Here is a 19,781-nt window from a genome sequence, read left to right as displayed (position 1 = left end):
GACGCGGATTGTACCCAGGGGTGTCGATGGCCCTTTTGGGGGTGCGTGGTTGACCTGCATCACCTCTGGCGCTAGGCGTTTGCCGGGGCCCGCCCGCGGGTGCCGGCTGACTACAATCCCGGCTTTGCGCACCAAGATGGCCAAGACTCCTACCACCCCGCCTGCCAGCCCGGCGCCTCAGAACTACGAAGACGCCCTGGCCGAGCTGGAAGCCCTGGTGGCGGCCATGGAGGGCGGACAACTCCCGCTCGACGCCCTGCTGCAGAACTACCGCCGCGGCGCCGACCTCCTGAACTACTGCCGCGAGCGGCTCGACGCCGTGGAGCAGCAGGTGAAGGTGCTCGAAGAGGGCCAACTCAAGCCTTGGAAAAACGAATGATGGGCGTCGATTTCGAGACGTGGTGCCGGACCCAGCTCGACACGGTCGAGTCGGCACTGTCGGCCTGGGTGCCGCTGCAGGCCCCGGCCGGCCTCGGCCAGGCCATGCGCTATGGCGTGCTCGACGGCGGCAAGCGCCTGCGCCCGCTGCTGGTGATGGCCGCGGCCGAAGCGGTGCATGGCGCGGAAGGCGAGGCCGCCCTGCGCGCGGCCTGCGCAGTGGAACTGATTCACGCCTACTCCCTGATCCACGACGACATGCCCTGCATGGACAACGACGTGCTGCGCCGTGGCAAGCCCACGGTGCACGTGCAGTTCGGCGAAGCGCAGGCCATGCTGGCCGGTGACGCGATGCAGGCCCTCGCCTTCGAGGTGTTGACGCCCGACGAGGGCGTGCCGCCTGCACTGCAGGCCCGGCTGTGCTCCTTGCTGGCGCGTTCGGCGGGCCACGCCGGCATGGCCGGCGGCCAGGCGATCGACCTCGCCAGCATCGGCGTCACGCTCGACGAGCAGTCGCTGCGCGACATGCACCACCGCAAGACCGGCGCGCTGCTGCAGGGCAGCGTGCTGATGGGCGCTGCCTGCGGCCAGGCCAGCCCCGCTGCGTGGCAGGCGCTGTCGGACTATGGCGACGCCATCGGCGTGGCCTTCCAGGTGGTCGACGACATCCTCGACGTGACCCAGGCGTCCGAAACGCTGGGCAAGACCGCTGGCAAAGACCAGAACGCGAACAAACCCACCTACGTGTCGGTGCTGGGCCTCGATGCGGCCCGGCAGCACGCCCGCGAGCTGCGCGAAAAGGCGCTCGCGGCGCTCACCCGCAGCCACCTGCCCGACGTGCAGCGGCTGGCCGACCTCGCCAACAAAGTGGTGGACAGGGACTGCTGAGATGACGACCAACAACCACGCACTGCTCAACACCATCCAGAGCCCGGCCGACCTGCGCAAGCTCTCCCGGCTCGAGCTGAAGCAGCTTGCCGTCGAACTTCGCGACTACGTGCTGCAGAGCGTGTCGCAGACCGGCGGCCACCTGTCGTCGAACCTGGGCACCGTGGAGCTCACGATCGCCCTGCACCACGTCTTCAACACCCCGCACGACCGCATCGTGTGGGACGTCGGCCACCAGACCTACCCGCACAAGATCCTCACCGGCCGCCGGGACCGAATGTCCACGCTGCGCCAGTACGGCGGGCTGTCGGGTTTCCCGCGGCGTGACGAGAGCGAGTACGACACCTTCGGCACCGCCCACTCGTCGACCTCGATCTCGGCCGCGCTCGGCATGGCGGTCGCCGCCAAGATGCGCGGCGAAGACCGCCGCTCGGTGGCGGTGATCGGCGACGGTGCGATGACCGCCGGCATGGCCTTCGAGGCGCTCAACAACGCTGGCGTGGCGGGCGCCAACATGCTCGTGGTGCTGAACGACAACGACATGTCGATCTCGCCGCCGGTCGGCGCCCTCAACCGCTACCTGGCGCGCCTGATGAGCGGCAAGTTCTACGCCGCGGCGCGCGATACGGCCAAGACGGTGCTGAAGAATGCGCCGCCCTTGTTCGAGCTGGCCCGCCGCTTCGAGGAGCACGCCAAGGGCATGGTCGTGCCCGGCACGATCTTCGAAGAGTTCGGCTTCACCTATTTCGGCCCGATCGACGGGCACGACCTCGATTCGCTGATCCCCACGCTCGAGAACCTGCGCGACATGAAGGGCCCCGTGTTCCTGCACGTGGTCACCAAGAAGGGCATGGGTTACAAGCTGGCTGAGGCCGACCCGATCGCCTACCACGGCCCGAGCAAGTTCAACCCGGCCGAAGGCCTGAAGAAACCCGCCACGCCGCCCAAGCCGACCTTCACGCAGGTGTTCGGCCAGTGGCTGTGCGACATGGCGGCGGCCGACGAGCGCCTGGTCGGCATCACGCCCGCCATGCGCGAAGGCTCGGGCATGGTCGAGTTCGAGCAGCGCTTCCCCAAGCGCTACCACGACGTCGGCATCGCCGAGCAGCATGCCGTGACCTTCGCCGCGGGCCTGGCCTGCGAGGGCCTGAAGCCGGTGGTGGCGATCTACTCCACTTTCCTGCAGCGCGCCTACGACCAGCTGATCCACGACGTGGCACTGCAGAACCTGCCGGTGGTCTTCGCGCTCGACCGCGCGGGCCTGGTGGGCGCCGACGGTGCCACGCACGCTGGTGCGTACGACATCTCGTACCTGCGCTGCATTCCCAACATGAGCGTGCTGACGCCGGCCGACGAGAGCGAGACACGCCAGCTGCTGACCTCTGCCTTCAAGCAAAACCATCCGACGGCCGTGCGCTACCCGCGCGGCTCGGGCGCCGGCGTGGCGGTGCAGCCCACGCTCGACACGCTGCCCTGGGGCCAGGGTGAAGTGCGCCGCCGCGGCGAGCGCATCGCGATCCTCGCCTTCGGCACGCTCCTCTACCCGGCGCTGGCTGCGGCGGAAAACCTCGGCGCCACGGTGGCGAACATGCGCTTCGTGAAGCCGCTCGATGTGGCGCTCGTGACCGAGCTCGCGCGCAGCCACGATGCCATCGTGACCGTGGAAGAGGGCTGCGTGATGGGCGGTGCCGGCAGTGCGGTGCAGGAAGCGCTGCAGGCGGCCCGCATCGAAGTGCCGGTGCTCAGCCTCGGCCTGCCCGATGAATTCATCGAGCATGGCGACCCCGCCAAGCTGCTCAGCTTGTGCGGCCTGGACGCCGCCGGCATCGAGCAGTCGATCCTGAAGCGCTTCGGTGCCCGCCCCGCGCTGATCCGCCCCGCTGCCAATCATTGAGAGACCTGTGTCGTCGGGGCCGGGTGGGCCTCGGTTAGCATGCCCGCCCATATGAACTGGCCCTACGAATTGCAGATCGGCTGGCGCTACACGCGAGCGGGCCGTGCCGGCCGCCGCAACGGCTTCATCTCCTTCATCTCCGGTGTCTCGATGCTGGGCATCGGGCTCGGTGTGGCGGCGCTCATCATCGTGCTGTCAGTGATGAACGGCTTCCAGAAGGAGGTGCGCGACCGCATGTTGTCGGTGGTCTCGCACGTGGAGGTGCTCGAAGGGCGCGGAGCCGGGCTGCCCGATTGGCAGGCGACCGCGGCCGAGGCGCGCAAGAACCCGCAGGTCGTCGGTGCTGCACCGTTCGTGTCGGCACAGGCCCTGATCGCGCGCGGCGACGAGATGCGCGGCGCCGTGGTGCGCGGCATCTCGCCGAACGAGGAAGCCACCGTCACCGACCTCGCCGCGCAGCTGAAAGACACCACGCTCGCGAAGCTCGTGTCGGGCCAGTGGGGCATCGTGCTCGGCAGCGAGCTCGCGCGCCTGCTCGGCGTGCGTGAAGGCGACAACGTCACCATCCTCGCCCCCGGGGGCCAGGTCACGCCGGCGGGGGTGGTGCCGCGGCTCAAGCAGATGACGGTCGTCGGCACCTTCGACTCCGGTCACTACGAGTACGACAGCACGCTGGCGCTCATGCACCTCGACGACGCACAGCGGCTCTTCCGCGTCGAAGGCCCGACCGGCGTACAGCTGCGCCTGAAGGACCTGCACGAAGCCCCGACCGTCGCCTACGAGCTGAGCGCTGCGATGGGCGCGCAGTACTACGTGCGCGACTGGACGCGCACCAACCGCAACTGGTTCGCCGCCGTGCAGCTCGAGAAGCGCCTGATGTTCATCATCCTGACGCTGATCGTCGCGGTGGCGGCCTTCAACCTCGTCTCCACCCTGGTGATGACGGTGACCGACAAGCGTGCCGACATCGCCATCCTGCGTACCCTCGGCGCGAGCCCGCGTTCGATCATGGGCGTCTTCATGGTGCAGGGCGCGGCCTCGGGCGTGATCGGCACCTTGGCCGGCGTGGCAGGCGGCCTGTTGATCGCGTTCAACGTGGGCACCATCGTGCCCTTCATCGAGCGGCTGCTGCAGACGAGCTTCCTGCCGGGGAGCGTCTACCTCATCAGCCAGATGCCCAGCGAGCCGCAGTCGGGCGACATCGTGCCCATCACGCTGATCTCGCTGCTGCTGGCCTTCGTGGCCACGCTCTACCCGAGCTGGCGCGCGAGCCGTGTGCAACCGGCCGAGGCGCTGCGCTATGAGTGAATCGGTCATCGAGGCCCGCGGCCTGCACAAGCGCTTCACCGAGGGCGGCCTGGACGTGGCCGTGCTGCAAGGCGTCGACCTCAGCGTGCATCGCGGCGAGACGCTCGCGATCGTGGGCGCATCGGGGTCCGGCAAGAGCACGCTGCTGCACCTGCTGGGCGGCCTGGAGTCGCCGACCCAGGGCCAGGTGAAGCTCGCAGGACGCGACTTCGCCGCCATGGGCGCCAGCGAGCAGGGCGCGTGGCGCAACCAGCACCTGGGCTTCGTCTACCAGTTCCACCACCTGCTGCCGGAGTTCACCGCGCTCGACAACGTGGCGATGCCGCTGCGCATCCGCCGCCTGGGCACCGCCGAGGCGCGCGAACAGGCGCGCGAGGTGCTGGCCCAGGTGGGCCTGGCCGAACGGGTGGACCATCGCCCCTCGCAGCTCTCGGGCGGCGAGCGGCAGCGCGTCGCCATCGCGCGTGCATTGGCCGGCCGCCCGGCCTGCCTGCTGGCCGACGAGCCCACCGGCAACCTCGACCGCCGCACGGCCGACACCGTGTTCGAGCTGATGCTCGGCCTAGCGCGCGACCGGGGCATGGCGCTGGTGATGGTCACGCACGACGAAGCGCTGGCCGGCCGTTGCGGCCGTGCACTGCACCTCACGCTCGGGCAACTCGCGACCTGAGCAGCCGCCGGGGCGGGGAGACCCCACGGCGCACCCGCTGTCGCTAGACTTCCTGCAGGTCCCGGCTCGGGGCCTCCACGGAACACCCCATCGTGCCGACCCTACGCCCGCGCCCGGTCCGTGCCCTGACCCGATGGTTGGTGCTTGCGACCATCGTGCCGGGCTGGGCGCTGGCGTTGGCGCTGGTCGTCTCGGCTTACCAGCGCGAGCGCGACAACCGCCTCGAGGCCACGGTGCAGCGCGCCCGCGCGCTGGTGCAGCAGGTCGATCGCGAGCTGAACACCAACATCGCCGTGCTGCAGACGCTGGCCACCTCGACCCTCATCGACGAGGGTGACGACCGCGGCTTCCATGAGCGTGCGACCGAGGTGCTCAAGATCAGCGGCGGCGACAACATCGTGCTCTTCGACCGCGACCTGAAGGCCCGCGTGAGCGTGGTGCATGCCTTCGGCACACCCCTGCCACCGCAGAAGCAGGATCGCTTTCCGAGCGTGATGGCAACGCGCCGGCCCGCGGTGTCGGACCTGTTCGTCGGCCAGGTGTCCAAGCAGCCCCAGGTGGCCGCGGCGGTGCCGGTGGTGCGCGGCGAGCAGGCCATTGCGCGGCTGGAGATGGTGTTCAAGCCGGCGCGTTTCCAGCAGCTCCTCGACGGGCAGGGCTTCCCGCCGGAGTGGACGGCCGGCGTGTTCGATTCGACCGGCCACATCGTGGCGCGCAACCGCGATGCCGAGCACCACGTCGGCCGCCCCGCGGTGCCGGTCGTGCTGGCGCAGCTGCGCGAGCGCGACCACGGCATCTTCGAGGGGCGCACCAGCGAAGGCATCGACACGATCGCCGGCTTCGTGCGCTCGCCTGTTCACGGCTGGAGCGTGGTGATCGGCATGCCGCTGAGTGCGCTGCATGCAGAGCTCGCGCGGCGCCTCGGCCTGGTGGTGCTGGCGGGCCTCGCCCTGTTGCTCCTCGGCTGGTGGCTGGCCAACCTGATGGCGCGCCGCATCAGCGAGCCGGTGCAGGCCCTGGTGGCCCCGGCACTGGCCATCGGGCGCGGCGAGCCGGCCCTGCCGCCGCCCAGCCCGCTGGCCGAAGCCAACGACGTGGCACAGGCGCTGCAGCAGGCGCAGGCGCTGCTGCAGCAGCGCGAAGACGCCCGCCTGCGGGCCGAAGCCGCGCGGGCCGAAAGCGAGTCGCTGCTGCGCCTGGCCCTTGATGCCAGCGAGATCGGCGACTGGGACATGGATCTGCGCACTGGCGAGATCAAGCACTCGGCGCGCCACGACCGCTCGTTCGGCCACATGGAGCCGCGGGCGCAGTGGACGCTCGACGACTTCTGGCGCCAGGTGCATCCCGACGACCGTGAGCGCGTGAACGGGTACATGGAGGAAGTCCGGCGCAGGCGCATGCCGCGCTGGCGCCAGGAGTTCCGCGTCATCTGGCCCGACGGCAGCGTGCACTGGCTGGCCACGAGCGGCATGCTGGTGATGGACAAGGGCGTGCCGGTGCGGCTGCTCGGCATGGTGATCGACATCACCGACCGTGTGGAGGCCGAAGCGCTGCGCGTGCAGCGTGTGCAGCTGGAGGCCGAGAACCGGCAGATCCTCGAGGCGAGCCGCGTCAAGAGCGAGTTCCTCGCCAACATGTCGCATGAGTTGCGCACGCCCTTGAATGCGGTGATCGGCTTCGCCGACATCCTGCGCTCGCCGCTGCTGCCGGCCGACTCGCCGCGGCGCGACGAATACCTCGGGCACATCGCCAATGGCGGCCGCCACCTGCTGGAACTGATCAACGACGTGCTCGACCTCGCCAAGGTCGAGGCCGGCAAGCTCGAGCTCGTGCCCGAGCCGGTCGACCTCTCCGCGCTGGTGGGCGAGGTGACGGGCATGCTGCACGCCGAGGCCGGGCGAAAGCGCATCACCGTCGAGGTGTCGCTCGCACCTGAGCTCGACGACCTGGTGCTCGATTCGTCGAGGCTCCGGCAGGTGCTCTACAACTTCCTCTCCAACGCGATCAAGTTCACGGATCCCGGCGGCCGCGTGCAGGTGCGTGCAGGGCCGGATGGCGAGGGCTGGTTCCGCATCGAGGTGGAAGACAACGGCATGGGCATCGCACCGGCCGACCAGGGGCGGCTCTTCACGCCTTTCCAGCAGGTGCATGCCGGCCTGACCAAGACCCATGGCGGCACCGGCCTCGGCCTTGCGCTGACCCGTCGCCTAGCCGAGCTGCACGGCGGAAGCGTCGGCCTCCGGAGCGAGCCGGGCGTGGGCAGCGTCTTCCACGTGCGGCTGCCGCGCCGCCTGCCGGTAGTGCCGTCCGCCGAAGGGAGCGCGCCATGAACGAGCCGCGTGTCCTGATCGTCGACGACAACCCGATCAACCTGGAGCTCGCCTCGCTGGTGCTGAAGACCTCGGGCTTCGAGGTCGCCACCGCCGATGGCGCCCAGAGCGCGCTGCGGGCGCTGGCGCAGCGGCGGCCCGACGTGCTCTTGCTCGACATCCAGATGCCGCACGTCGATGGCCTGGCACTGCTCGGCCAGCTGCGCGCCGACGCCTCCATGGCCGGCCTGGTGGTCGTGGCCTTCACCGCCTATGCGATGAAGGGTGACCGCGAGCGACTGCTGGCCGCAGGCTGCGATGGCTACATCAGCAAGCCGATCGAGGTGGCGAACTTCGCCGCGCAGGTGCGCAGTTTCCTCAAGCCCTGAAGCTTCAGGCCACGCGCCCGAACCACCACACCGACAGCCCCGCCGACAGCATCACCAGCAGGGCGGCGCCGGCAGCGAAGAGCGCGGTGATCTCGGTCTCCTTCTTCTCGACGACGAGGCGCGAGCTGAGCGACTGGTAGACCTTCTTCAGGTCGTCGGCGGTGCCGGCGTAGAAGTACTCGGCGCGGGTGAGGTTGGCCACGTTCTTCAGCGTCTCTTCGTCGAGCCGCACGCGCATCGACCAGCCTTCGAAGCCGATCGTCTCGCCTTCCTTGGTGCCGATGCCCACCGAGTAGACCTTGATGCCGCGGTCGGCGGCCATCTTGGCGGCGTCCACCGGGTCGGGGCCGGTGGTGCGCTGGCCGTCGGTGAGCAGCACGATGGCGGCGGAGCTGAAGGAGCCCGGCGCCACTGGCGTGAATTCCTTGGGCGGCTTGTCGCCGGGGCCGACCGGCATGTTGCGCGCGCCGGTGATCTGCGAGAGGTCGATGCCGGCCTCCGGGAAGATGGTGGCGAGCGAGAGCACGATGCCGCTGCCGATGGCCGTGCCACGCTGCAACTGGAAACGGTCGATCGCGGCCACGATGTCTTCACGGTTCAGCGTGGGGGGCTGCACCACGGCGGCGGTGCCGGCGAACGAGACCACGCCCACCCGCACGTTGCTCGGCAGGTCCTTCAGGAAGGCCTTGGCCGCCTCTTGCGCGGCGACCATGCGGTTGGGCTGCACGTCGGTCGCACGCATGCTGCCCGACACGTCCATCGCGAGGATGATGGTCTCCTGTTGCAGGGGCAGCGTCACCACGGCGCGCGGGCGGCTCGCCGCCACCAGCAGCGTGGCCAGTGCCAGCAGCATCAGCACCGGCGGCACGTGGCGGCGCCAGCCTGGGCCCTTGCCGGCCACCTGCTTCACCAGCGCCAGGTTGGCGAACTTGAGGGTCACCTTCTTGCGGCGATTGAGCAGCCACCAGTACAAAAGGATCAGCAGCGGCAGTGCCGCCAGCGACCACAGGAATTCAGGCCACACGAAGCTCATGGCTCCCTCCGGTGGAATTGCCTTTCAGATGTGCGGGCATGCCTGCCCCCGAGTTGAGCCGCATGCGCTGCTTGCGCAGCTCGACGAAGCGCAGCAGCGTGGCCAGCAGCTCTTCGTCGGTTGCGAGCTCGAGCGTGTCGACGCCGGCGCGCGCCAGCGATTCGCGCAGGGCCGTTTCCTGCGCTTCCGCGCCCTTGGCATAGCGCGCGCGAAAGCCGGGGTCGTTGGTGTCGACCATCAATTGCTCGCCGGTCTCGGCGTCCTGCAGCGTGACCATGCCGAGGTCGGGCAGGGCCATTTCGAGCGGGTCGTAGAGGCGCACGGCCAGCACGTCGTGGCGCAGGCTCAGCTGGGCGAGGGCCGAGTCCCACCCTGGCGTGCTGAGGAAATCCGACACGACAAAGACGGTGGAACGCCGCGGGATCAGCGGCGCGGCACGGCGAAGCAGGTCCTGCAGCTGCGTGGTGGTCTTGGCGGTCTTGACCTTGTGCTGCTGCATGCGCTGCAGCAGGTGCAGCACGTGCGAACGCGAGCTGCGCGGGGGCAGCACCTCGCCGAGCGCATCGCCGTAGAGCATGGCGCCGACGCGATTGCCGTGGCGCGTGAGCAGGCGCGCGAGCACGGCCACGAATTCAGCCGACACGCTGCGCTTCGTGCGCGCAGAACCGAAGTCGACGCTGCCCGACAGGTCGAGCAGGAACCAGGCGGTCAGCTCGCGGTCTTCGGTGAACTCGCGCACATAGGGCTGCTGCAGGCGCGCAGTCACGTTCCAGTCGATGTGGCGCACGTCGTCGTGGTGCTGGTACTCGCGCAAGTCGGCCAGGTCGAGCCCCGCGCCGCGGAAGAGCGTGCGGTAATCGCCCTGCAGCACACCATCGAGACGGCGGATCACCGTCCACTCGAGGCGCCGCAGGATGGCGTCAGGCGTTGCTGGCGTCGGGGCGTCCATGGGCCATGGGCTTGTCGGGTTTGGGCAGCTTGGCGGTGATGCGCTGGATGAGCTGGTCGGCGCTCATGCCGTCGGCCAGTGCCTCGTAGCTCAACACCAGGCGGTGGCGCAGCACGTCGCCCACCAGGTCGGACACGTCTTCGGGCAGCGCGTAGCTGCGGCCGCGCAGCATGGCCATGGCGCGGGCGCCTTCGATCAGGCCGATGGTGGCGCGCGGGCTGGCGCCGAAGCTGATGTACTTGGCCAGGTCCTGCAGCCCATGCCGTGCCGGCGTGCGGGTGGCGCCGACGATCTTGACGGCGTATTGCGTGAGCGAAGGGTCGACGTAGACCTTGCGGCACTCGTGCTGCAGCTCGGCCAGCTGGCTGGTGCTGGCGATCGGGTTGATGGTGACCGGGTCGCCCGTGACGCGCTCGACGATCACGAACTCTTCTTCCTCGGTCGGGTAGTCGACCACCACCTTCATCATGAACCGGTCGACCTGGGCTTCCGGCAAGGGGTAGGTGCCTTCTGTCTCGATCGGGTTCTGAGTTGCCATCACGAGGAAGGGCGAGGGCACCTTGTGCGTCTCGCCGGCGATGGTGACCTGCCGCTCCTGCATGACTTCGAGCAGCGCGCTCTGCACCTTGGCCGGCGCACGGTTGATCTCGTCGGCGAGCAGCAGGTTGGCGAACACCGGGCCGAGCGAGGTGCTGAAGTCGCCGCTCTTCTGGTTGTAGATGCGCGTGCCCACCAGGTCGGCGGGCACGAGGTCGGGCGTGAACTGGATGCGCTTGAAGCTGCCGCGCAGGGCGGTGGCCAGCGTCTTCACGGTGAGCGTCTTGGCGAGCCCCGGCACACCCTCGACCAGCAGGTGCCCTTGCGCCAACATCGCCACCATCACGCGCTCGAGAAAACGATCCTGGCCGACGACGACGCGCTTCACCTCGTAGAGGATCTGCTCCATGAGCGTCGCTGTCTTCGCGTGTTCAGTCATGTTGGGCGTTCCTCAGAAAGGTGGCATTCCAGCAGCCGCGGCTGCGTTTTCGATGGGCACTGCAAATCCGATGCCGATGAAGGTGCGCTGCTCCGACGGGTTGAGGATGGCGGTGACGATGCCCACCACGCTGCCGTCCATCGTGACCAGCGGCCCGCCCGAGTTGCCGGGGTTGGCGGCGGCATCGAACTGGATCAGGTTGGTCAGCTTGCGCTGGCCCTGTGGCGAGCGGAACTCGCGCTTGAGCCCCGACACCACGCCGCCCGACACCGAAGGCCCGATGCCGAAGGGAAAGCCCACCGCGATGACCTCGTCACCCGGTTGCAGATCGGCGGTGGACCGCATGGTGGCGGCGACCAGGTCGTCTGGGATGCTGCGGGCGCGCAGCACGGCGAGGTCGTGCTCGGGCTGAGCGCCGACGAGCGTGGCCTCCGATTCGCTGCCGTCGGCGAAGGTCACCTTGAGCCGCTTGGAGCCGGCCACCACGTGCAGGTTGGTGAGGATGGTGCCGTTGTCGACGATGACCACGCCGGTGCCGGTGGCATGGTTGGGCAGGGGCGGGCCGCCGCCTTCGGTGCCGGGCTTCTTCTTCGCGGTCTTGGGGGTGGACTGCGGCTGCGCGGGGGCGTCGTCCGGGCCATCGTCACCCTCCACCCGCACCACCGACGGGGCGATGGCGGCATGGGCCTTGGCGTAGGCCGAGGGCAGGGGGTCCTTCTCGAGCGAGCGGCGCACCGAGGCGTCGATGTCTTTCTGCGTGAGCACCTGGCTACCCGGCGCAAAGGCCCGCTGGCCGACGGCACCGAGCGTCACGAGCAGCAGGCCCACCGTGGCCCAGGCCGCTCGTTCACGCCACGGTGACCTTCGCTTGGCCGGCACCGCGGCGGCCGTGGGGGCGGCCGGTGCAGCGTCTTCGGGGGTGAGCCGCGGCGCAGCGGCGGGCGCAGGCGGCGACGGTTGTCGCGGCGAGCGGCTGTAAAGCGGAGCCTTTCTCATGCCTGCCACCTCCTGCGGGGGCGTTCACGGGGAACTGCTGAAATCCGAACACCTACGCCGTGCACAGGATCGCACCGGCGACATGCACACCGTATCACGCCGAGAGCGTCCGTGCATGCTCAGGGCATCATCCGGATATGCGCTGGATCGATACGCATTGCCATCTTGATGCCGCAGAGTTCGAAGCCGACCGAGACGCGGTGGTCGAGCGTGCCCGCGCGGCCGGCGTGGTGCAGCAGGTGCTGCCCGCGGTCGCGGTGTCGAACTTCGACACCGTGCGCCGCCTGGCCCACCGCCATGGCCTTGCTTATGCGCTCGGCATCCACCCCCTGTGCGTGAACGATGCCGCGGAATCCGACCTCGCCGCCCTGCGTGATGCGCTGCACCAGCACCGTGACGACCCGCGCCTGGTGGCGGTGGGCGAGATCGGGCTCGACCATTTCGTGCCCGGGCTCGACCAGGCCAAGGCGCAGCATTTCTATGGGGAGCAGCTGAAGCTCGCCCATGCCGCCGGCCTGCCGGTGCTGCTGCACGTGCGGCGCTCGGCCGACGCCCTGCTCAAGCACCTGCGCCGCATTCCGGTGCGTGGCATCGCCCATGCCTTCAACGGCAGCGACCAGCAGGCGCAGGTGTTCATCGAGCTGGGTTTCAAGCTGGGCTTCGGCGGCGCGATGACCTTCGACCGCGCCCTGCAGATCCGCCGCCTCGCCGCGCAGGTGCCTGAGGGCAGCATCGTGCTGGAGACCGATGCCCCCGACATCCCGCCGCACTGGCTCTACAAGACCGCTGCCGCGCGGAACGCGGGCGAAACCTCGCGCAACGAGCCGGCGCAGCTGCCGCGCATCGCGCAGTCGCTGGCCGAGTTGCGCGGCTGGACGCTTGCCCAGGCGGCCGACATCACCTGGCGCAATGCCGAGGCCGCACTGCCCCGGCTGGCCGCGCTGGGCGCTCTGGCAGACTGACGGGCCCATGCCCGTCTCCCCGACCGTCTCTTCCACCGCTGCCACCGACCTCCTGCGCGGCCTGCCCCCTGTCATCGACCGCCGCACCCGCTTGCTGGTGCTGGGCAGCTTCCCGAGCGTCGCCTCGCTGCAGGCCGGGCAGTACTACGCCCACCCGCGCAACCACTTCTGGCCGCTGCTCTCGGCCCTGTGGGATTCGGACCTGCGTGCACTTGCGTACCCCCGTCGCCTGCAGGAAGTGCTGAATCGCGGCCTCGGCATCTGGGACGTCTACGCCCACTGCCGACGCGAGGGCAGCCTCGACAGCGCGATCCGCGATGCCGGGTTCAACGACCTCGCAGGCCTGAAATGGCAGGCGCCGCAGCTCGAAGCCGTGGCCCACAACGGCGGCGAGTCGGCCCGTGCCATGCGTTTCACCCAGACGCTCGGCATCCGCGTGTGGCGCCTGCCGTCGACCAGCCCGGCCAACGCGTCGTGGAGCTTCCAGCGCAAGCTCGCGGCCTGGCGCGAGGCCTTTCTGGCCCACGGGGTTGCATGAAGGGTGGCATGAAGACCGGCACGACAAGCGCCCGACGGGCCGAGATGGCGCCGGCGACCCTCTCCGAATTCGAGGGCGTGCGCTACCTGCACCTCGGCACGCCCTGGGTGCAGGGCGCCATGCGCGTGCGCAAGCCCCACGCGCTGGAGCTCGAGTACGTGCAGCGCATGATGGTGTGGCTGCTGTTTCGCAACCCGGCCTATGTGAGCAAGGCGCATGCCGTGCAGCTCGGCCTCGGGGCCGGGTCGATCACGCGCTTCTGCCACCGCAACTTGCGCATGAAGACGACCGCGGTCGAACTCAACCCGACGGTCATCACCGCCTGCCGCATGTGGTTCAACCTGCCGGCCGACGACAGGAAGCTCACCGTGCTGAACCAGGATGCCGCCGACTATGCGGCCGACCCGGCCCACATCGGCACCGCCGACGTGCTCAACGTCGACCTCTACGACCACGATGCCGCCAGCCCCGTGCTCGACGACCAGGCCTTCTACGACGCGTGCCATCGCCTGCTCGCCGACGAGGGCGTGATGACGGTCAACCTCTTTGGCCGCGACGCGAGCTTCGAGCGCAGCGCATCGCGCATCGCGCAGGCCTTCGGTGCCGACGCCGTGCGCAGCCTGCGGCCGACGAAGGAGGGCAACACCATCGTGGTCGCCTTGAAGGGCATGCCCATGCCCGACCGTGACACGCTTGCCGCACGGGCGGAAACCATTGAAACTCGGACCGCATTGCCGGCGCGCAAGTGGCTGCGCATGATCCGCGCACTGCCCACCGCTGGCGAGACCGCAGAAGACCCCACATGAGCACTGCTCCCACCCAGACCGCCAAGCCCACCAAGCCCGTCAAGCATGCGTCGCACCCGGCGGGCCGGCTCGACTGGCGCCGCCTGCTGCGCTGGCTGCACGAAGACGGGATCATCAGCTCGGCGATGCACGAGCAGACCGCACAGCGCTTCGCCGCCGGCGACAGCGTGCAGCACCCGCTGGTGCGCCTGGCCAATGCGCAGCTGCTGCACGCCAAGAACGGCCGGCCGCTCGACCTCGACATGCTCACCGAGTGGCTGGCCGGCCACATCGGCATGCCCCATGTTCGCATTGACCCGCTGAAGGTCGACGTGGGCCGCGTGGCCGACGTGATGTCGATCACCTACGCCGAGCGGCGTCGCGCGCTGCCGCTGCAGTTCGGGCTGAACGAGGTGACGGTGGCGACGAGCGAGCCTTTCGACCTGGCCTGGGTGCCCGAGATCGAGGCCCACACCAAGAAGACGCTGCGCATCGTGGTGGCCAACCCGATCGACGTGGCCAAGTTCACCACCGAGTTCTACACGCTGCAGCGCTCAGTGCGCGCGGCCATCAAGACCGGCGAGACGGCGGCCGCGGCGAGCTTCGAGCAGCTGGTGGAACTGGGCAAAACCAACAAGCAGCTCGACGCCAACGACCAGGGCGTGGTGCAGGTCGTCGACTGGCTGTGGCAATACGCCTTCGACCAGCGTGCGAGCGACATCCACCTCGAGCCGCGCCGCGAGCTGAGCGTGATCCGCTTCCGCATCGACGGCGTGATGCACACCGTCTACCAGCTGCCGCCGGGCGTGATGAACGCGATGGTCGCTCGCATCAAGCTGCTCGGTCGCATGGACGTGGTGGAGAAACGCCGCCCGCTCGATGGCCGCATCAAGACACGCAACCCGCAGGGCGACGAGGTCGAGATGCGATTGTCGACGCTCCCCACCGCCTTCGGCGAGAAGCTGGTGATGCGGATCTTCGACCCCGACACCACGGTGAAGAACCTCGATGCGCTCGGCTTTGGTGCGCACGATGCGCAGCGCTGGGAGCAGCTCACGGCGCGCCCGCACGGCATCATCCTTGTGACCGGCCCCACCGGCTCGGGCAAGACGACCACGCTCTATTCCACGCTGCGCCGGCTGGCCACCGACGAGGTCAATGTCTGCACGGTCGAAGACCCGATCGAAATGATCCAGCCGGCCTTCAACCAGACGCAGGTGCAGCCGGCCATCGACCTCAACTTCGCCGAAGGCCTGCGTGCCCTGATGCGCCAGGACCCCGACATCATCATGGTCGGCGAAATCCGCGACCTCGAGACCGCCGAGATGGCGATCCAAGCCTCGCTCACCGGCCACCTCGTCTTCAGCACGCTGCACACCAACGACTCGGCCTCGGCCATCACCCGCCTCACCGACCTCGGCGTGCCGCCGTACCTCATCGGCGCCACGGTGATCGGCGTGCTCGCGCAGCGCCTGGTGCGCACCCTGTGCGTGGCCTGCAAGCAGCCCGACCCCACCACCACGGCGGAAACCATCGACGAAGTGATCAAGCCCTGGCGCATCAACGGTCGCGTCGCGGCCTACAAGCCGGTGGGCTGCCTCGAGTGCCGCATGACCGGCTATCGGGGCCGCGCCGGCTTGTACGAGCTGTTGACCGTCAGCGAAGCCGCCAATGCGTTCATCCATCCCAACACCGACATCGCCAAGCTGCGCAAGCAGTCGATCGCAGAAGGCCTGCGGCCGCTGCGCCTGGCCGGTGCGATGAAGGTGGCCGAAGGCGTCACGTCGCTCGACGAAGTGCTGCGCTCCACGCCCGTGTGGGAGGTGTGAGCGAGAGGTGTTGTTCCACGCAGCGAGACTGAGGGATCGGTACGTGTAAACCACACACGGCCGCCGGGGTCTCGCTGCCTAAAATCCTTCGATTCGATACTGCGAGGAGCGGGCGTTGAAGATCAAGAGCGAAAAGGATTTCTGGTCCGGGATCATGTTCATGGTCGTCGGCATCACCTTCGCGGTGGGCGCGACCAACTACAGCATGGGCACCTCGGCGCGCCCGGGTCCCGGTTACTTCCCGCTGATGCTGAGCATCATCCTCGCCATCCTCGGCGCGATCGTGCTCTTCAAGTCGCTCACCATCGAGACCGAAGGCGGCGACAAGATCGGCCACATCGCCTGGCGCCCGCTGCTGGTGGTGGTGGGCTCGATTGCGCTGTTTGCGATCCTGCTGCCGCGCCTGGGCATGTTCATCTCGATTCCCATCCTGATCGTCACGGTCAGCTTCGCAGGCGATGAGTTCAAGTGGAAGGGCGTGGTCATTGCGGCCATCGTCCTCACGATCTTCTCGTGGGCGGTCTTCGTCAAGGGCCTGGGCCTGACGATCCCCGTGGCGCCCAGCTTCATGGCCACCTGATCGACAACCGCACAACAACAGACAGTCGCACGAGGGGATAGGCAAATGGGTGAACTTCTCAGCAATCTGGCGTTGGGCTTCGGTGTCGCGTTCACCGCGCAGAACCTGCTCTACGCATTGGGCGGGTGCCTGCTCGGCACGCTGGTCGGCGTGCTGCCCGGGCTCGGCCCGGTGGCCACCATCGCGATGCTGCTGCCGTCGATCTACGGCCTCGACCCGACGCCGGCGCTCATCATGCTGGCCGGCATCTACTACGGCTCGCAGTACGGCGGCTCCACGACGGCCATCCTGATCAACGTGCCGGGCGAGTCGGCTTCGGTCGTGACCGCGATCGACGGCTACCAGATGGCCCGCCAGGGCCGCGCCGGTGCGGCCCTCGCGGCGGCCGGCCTGGGCTCCTTCTTTGCCGGTTGCGTGGGCACGGTTGTCATCGCCGCCTTCGCGCCGCCGCTCACCGAGCTGGCCTTCAAGTTCGGCCCACAGGAGTACTTCTCGCTGATGGTGCTCGGCCTGATCGGTGCCGTGGTGCTGGCCTCGGGCTCGCTGCTCAAGGCCATCGCGATGATCATCCTCGGCCTCACGCTCGCCCAGATCAACACCGACGTGATCTCGGGCACCGCGCGCTACAGCTTCGACATCCCCGAGCTCACCGACGGCATCGGCTTCGTGGTGATCGCGATGGGCATCTTCGGCTTCGGCGAAATCATCGCCAACCTCGGCCAGCCGGCCGAGAAGCGCGAAGTGTTCACCAAGGACGTGAAGGGCCTGTGGCCCACCAAGCAGGACTTCAAGGACGCCGCCCCCGCCGTGCTGCGCGGCACCGCGCTCGGCTCCATCCTGGGCGTGCTGCCCGGTGGCGGTGCGCTGCTGTCGTCGTTCGCGGCGTACACGATGGAGAAGAAGATAGCCGGGCCGAACGGCCGCTTCGGCAAGGGCGACATTCGTGGCGTGGCGGGCCCCGAGTCGGCCAACAATGCCGGCGCGCAGACCTCGTTCATCCCCATGCTGACGCTCGGCATCCCGCCCAACGCGGTGATGGCGCTGATGGTCGGCGCGATGACGATCAAGGGCATCCAGCCCGGCCCGCAGGTGATGACGAGCAACCCGCAGCTCTTCTGGGGCCTGATCGCCTCGATGTGGATCGGCAACCTGATGCTCGTGATCCTCAACCTGCCGCTGATCGGCATGTGGATCAAGCTGCTGACCGTGCCCTACCGCTTCCTGTTCCCGGCGATCACGCTCTTCTGCTGCATTGGCGTGTTCACCCTCAACAACAACAACTGGGACGTGTACCTCACGGCCGTGTTCGCGGTGATCGGCTACCTGTTCTATAAGCTGGGCTGCGAGGGGGCGCCGCTGCTCCTGGGCTTCATCCTCGGGCCGATGATGGAAGAGAACCTGCGGCGTGCGCTGTTGCTGTCGCGCGGCGACTGGAGCACCTTCATCGTGCGCCCGTTGTCGGCCGGCCTGCTGATTGCCGCGGCGCTGATGATCGTGGTGGTGATGCTGCCCTCGATCAAGAAGAAGCGCGAAGAGGCCTTCGTCGAAGACTGACCTGCCCAAGCTTGAATGCCACAAGCCGCCCACCCGGGCGGCTTGTTTTCTTGTGGCCCTGCAACCGTCCCTGAATCCGACTACCCTTCAGGCCCGCACGTGACACGGAGGACCGACCCATGACGACACACGACTTCGACTGGACCAGTGGTTACCCCACGCAGCGCCTGCCGGTCTTCGGCCGCAACGTCGTGTCGACCTCCCACCCGGTCGCTGCACAGGCGGGGCTGCGCATGCTGATGAAGGGCGGCAACGCGGTCGACGCCGCCATCGCAGCCGCCGCGGCCATGACCATCGTCGAGCCGGTGAGCAACGGCCTCGGCTCCGATTCCTTCTGCATCCTCTGGGACGGCCAGCAACTGCACGGCCTCAATGCCTCGGGCCGTGCGCCGCAGGCGTGGACCCGTGCCTACTTCAAGGCCAAGTACGGTGACGGCGCGAAGAACCCGCCGCAGCGCGGCTGGGACAGCGTGACCGTGCCCGGTGCCGTCGGCTCGTGGGTGGCCTTGAGCGAGCGCTTCGGCAAGCTGCCCTTTGCCGACCTGTTGGAGCCCGCGATCGACATCGCCGAGCGCGGCTATGCGGTGCCCGTCGTCGTGCAGCAGAAGTGGGCCGCGGCCGTGCCGCTTCTGAGCGAGCTGCCCGGCTTCGCCCAGGCCTTCATGCCGAAAGGCCGTGCGCCCGAGGTCGGCGAGCTGTTCCGCTTTCCGGTGGCGGCGAAGTCGCTCAAGCTCATTGCCGAGAGCAAGGGCGCGGCCTACTACGGCGGCGAGATCGCCGAGGCCGCGGCACGCCATGCGCGGGAAAACGGTGGCTCGATCACCGTCGAAGACTTTGCCGCCTACAAGCCCGAGTGGGTCACGCCGATCGGCAAGACCTACGGTGGCCACACGCTGCACGAGATCCCGCCGAACGGGCAGGGCATCGCGGCGCTGATCGCGCTCGGCATCCTCGCGCACTTCGACCTGGCCTCGCTGAAGGTCGACAGCGCGGAGTCGCAGCACTTGCAGATCGAGGCGATGAAGCTCGCCTTTGCCGACGTCTACCGCTATGTGGCCGAGCCCGGGAGCATGGCGGTCACCGCCGAGCAGATGCTCGACGACGCCTACCTCGCCTCGCGTGCCAAGCTCATCGACATGAAGCGCGCGCAGGACTTCGGCGCCGGCAACCCGGTGAAGGGCGGCACCATCTACCTCACCGCGGCCGACGAAGGCGGCATGATGGTGAGCTTCATCCAGAGCAACTTCCAGGGCTTCGGCTCGGGCGTGGTGGTGCCGGAGTACGGCCTGTCGATGCAGAACCGCGGCCATGCCTTTAGCCTCGATGCGAAGAGCCCCAACGTGGTGTCGCCGGGCAAGCGGCCCTTCCACACGATCATCCCGGCCTTCCTGACGAAGGAGGGCAAGCCGCTGATGAGCTTCGGCGTGATGGGCGCCAACATGCAGCCGCAGGGTCACCTGCAGACGCTGGTGCGCATGCTCGACTACCGCCAGCACCCGCAGGCTGCCTGTGACGCGCCGCGCTGGCGCTTCAACGCGGGCCTGGAGATCAACGTCGAGAGTGCGATGAACCCGGCCACGGTGCAGGGCCTCGCCGATCGCGGCCACCAGATGGAAGTCATCAACGACTCGTACCAGGACTTCGGTGCCGGCCAGTTCATCTGGCGCCTGGGCGACCCGGCGGTGGAAGGTTATGTGGCCGCGAGCGACCCGCGCCGCGACGGGCAGGCGGTGGCGTACTGAG

18 protein-coding genes are annotated in these 19,781 nt (G+C 68.6%); 14 read left to right on the top strand and 4 right to left on the bottom strand.

Features of this window, described 5'->3' with window-relative positions; translation table 11 throughout:
• The first annotated feature begins 136 nt into the window (after positions 1-136).
• The 7 genes from JI745_RS07400 (at position 137) to JI745_RS07370 (ending at position 7,836) form a co-directional block, all read left to right on the top strand.
• A complete protein-coding gene (locus tag JI745_RS07400) occupies positions 137-379 on the top strand; it encodes an exodeoxyribonuclease VII small subunit (protein WP_201805069.1) in 243 nt (80 codons plus the stop codon).
• On the top strand, positions 376-1,266 hold the full coding sequence (locus tag JI745_RS07395) for a polyprenyl synthetase family protein (RefSeq protein ID WP_201805067.1): 891 nt from the start codon (positions 376-378) through the stop codon (positions 1,264-1,266). Before JI745_RS07400 ends, JI745_RS07395 begins: the two co-directional genes overlap by 4 nt.
• A 1-nt stretch (position 1,267) precedes the next feature.
• Positions 1,268-3,160 (top strand): 1-deoxy-D-xylulose-5-phosphate synthase, encoded by a 1,893-nt coding sequence (dxs, locus tag JI745_RS07390; RefSeq protein WP_201805065.1) that lies wholly within the window; start codon positions 1,268-1,270, stop codon positions 3,158-3,160.
• Positions 3,161-3,211: 51 nt separating this feature from the next.
• Entirely contained in the window at positions 3,212-4,468 is a 1,257-nt protein-coding gene (locus tag JI745_RS07385; RefSeq protein WP_201805064.1) for a lipoprotein-releasing ABC transporter permease subunit, read from the top strand.
• Positions 4,461-5,138: an ABC transporter ATP-binding protein gene (locus JI745_RS07380; protein WP_201805060.1), complete on the top strand. Its 678-nt coding sequence runs from the start codon at positions 4,461-4,463 to the stop codon at positions 5,136-5,138. The genes JI745_RS07385 and JI745_RS07380 overlap by 8 nt, the downstream gene beginning before the upstream one ends.
• Positions 5,139-5,230: 92 nt before the next feature.
• Positions 5,231-7,468 carry a hybrid sensor histidine kinase/response regulator gene (locus JI745_RS26740; RefSeq protein WP_201805057.1) on the top strand — a complete coding sequence of 746 codons (2,238 nt, stop codon included), beginning with the start codon at positions 5,231-5,233 and terminating at the stop codon, positions 7,466-7,468.
• Positions 7,465-7,836: a response regulator gene (locus JI745_RS07370; protein WP_201805053.1), complete on the top strand. Its 372-nt coding sequence runs from the start codon at positions 7,465-7,467 to the stop codon at positions 7,834-7,836. Before JI745_RS26740 ends, JI745_RS07370 begins: the two co-directional genes overlap by 4 nt.
• A gap of 4 nt (positions 7,837-7,840) precedes the next feature.
• On the opposite strand, the gene JI745_RS07365 is transcribed toward JI745_RS07370, so the two are convergent.
• The 4 genes from JI745_RS07365 to JI745_RS07350 are packed head-to-tail and all read right to left on the bottom strand — an operon-like array spanning position 7,841 to position 11,790.
• Entirely contained in the window at positions 7,841-8,869 is a 1,029-nt protein-coding gene (locus JI745_RS07365) for a VWA domain-containing protein (RefSeq protein ID WP_201805052.1), read from the bottom strand.
• Complete coding sequence (locus tag JI745_RS07360; protein WP_201805051.1) at positions 8,850-9,818, bottom strand: DUF58 domain-containing protein; 969 nt, start codon at positions 9,816-9,818, stop codon at positions 8,850-8,852. Before JI745_RS07360 ends, JI745_RS07365 begins: the two co-directional genes overlap by 20 nt.
• Positions 9,790-10,794: a MoxR family ATPase gene (locus tag JI745_RS07355; RefSeq protein ID WP_201805049.1), complete on the bottom strand. Its 1,005-nt coding sequence runs from the start codon at positions 10,792-10,794 to the stop codon at positions 9,790-9,792. Before JI745_RS07355 ends, JI745_RS07360 begins: the two co-directional genes overlap by 29 nt.
• A 12-nt stretch (positions 10,795-10,806) precedes the next feature.
• Positions 10,807-11,790 (bottom strand): S1C family serine protease, encoded by a 984-nt coding sequence (locus JI745_RS07350; RefSeq protein ID WP_201805048.1) that lies wholly within the window; start codon positions 11,788-11,790, stop codon positions 10,807-10,809.
• A gap of 137 nt (positions 11,791-11,927) precedes the next feature.
• Between JI745_RS07350 and JI745_RS07345 the strand changes: the two genes are divergently transcribed.
• The 7 genes from JI745_RS07345 (at position 11,928) to JI745_RS07315 (ending at position 19,780) form a co-directional block, all read left to right on the top strand.
• Complete coding sequence (locus JI745_RS07345; RefSeq protein ID WP_201805046.1) at positions 11,928-12,752, top strand: TatD family hydrolase; 825 nt, start codon at positions 11,928-11,930, stop codon at positions 12,750-12,752.
• A 7-nt stretch (positions 12,753-12,759) separates the two neighbouring features.
• Positions 12,760-13,290 carry a DNA-deoxyinosine glycosylase gene (locus JI745_RS07340; RefSeq protein WP_201805044.1) on the top strand — a complete coding sequence of 177 codons (531 nt, stop codon included), beginning with the start codon at positions 12,760-12,762 and terminating at the stop codon, positions 13,288-13,290.
• A gap of 8 nt (positions 13,291-13,298) precedes the next feature.
• Positions 13,299-14,096: a spermidine synthase gene (locus tag JI745_RS07335; RefSeq protein WP_201805042.1), complete on the top strand. Its 798-nt coding sequence runs from the start codon at positions 13,299-13,301 to the stop codon at positions 14,094-14,096.
• Positions 14,093-15,904: a GspE/PulE family protein gene (locus tag JI745_RS07330; RefSeq protein WP_201805041.1), complete on the top strand. Its 1,812-nt coding sequence runs from the start codon at positions 14,093-14,095 to the stop codon at positions 15,902-15,904. Before JI745_RS07335 ends, JI745_RS07330 begins: the two co-directional genes overlap by 4 nt.
• 115 nt (positions 15,905-16,019) lie before the next feature.
• The gene (locus JI745_RS07325; protein ID WP_201805040.1) at positions 16,020-16,484 is read left to right on the top strand and encodes a tripartite tricarboxylate transporter TctB family protein; all 465 of its coding nucleotides are present in this window, start codon (positions 16,020-16,022) and stop codon (positions 16,482-16,484) included.
• A gap of 45 nt (positions 16,485-16,529) precedes the next feature.
• A complete protein-coding gene (locus tag JI745_RS07320; RefSeq protein ID WP_201805039.1) occupies positions 16,530-18,038 on the top strand; it encodes a tripartite tricarboxylate transporter permease in 1,509 nt (502 codons plus the stop codon).
• 119 nt (positions 18,039-18,157) lie between these two features.
• Positions 18,158-19,780 carry a gamma-glutamyltransferase family protein gene (locus JI745_RS07315; protein WP_201805037.1) on the top strand — a complete coding sequence of 541 codons (1,623 nt, stop codon included), beginning with the start codon at positions 18,158-18,160 and terminating at the stop codon, positions 19,778-19,780.
• Position 19,781: the final 1 nt, after the last annotated feature.

The organism is Piscinibacter sp. HJYY11 (assembly GCF_016735515.1).
Lineage (GTDB): Bacteria > Pseudomonadota > Gammaproteobacteria > Burkholderiales > Burkholderiaceae_C > Rhizobacter.
This window is presented reverse-complemented; position numbering and strand designations above follow the sequence as displayed.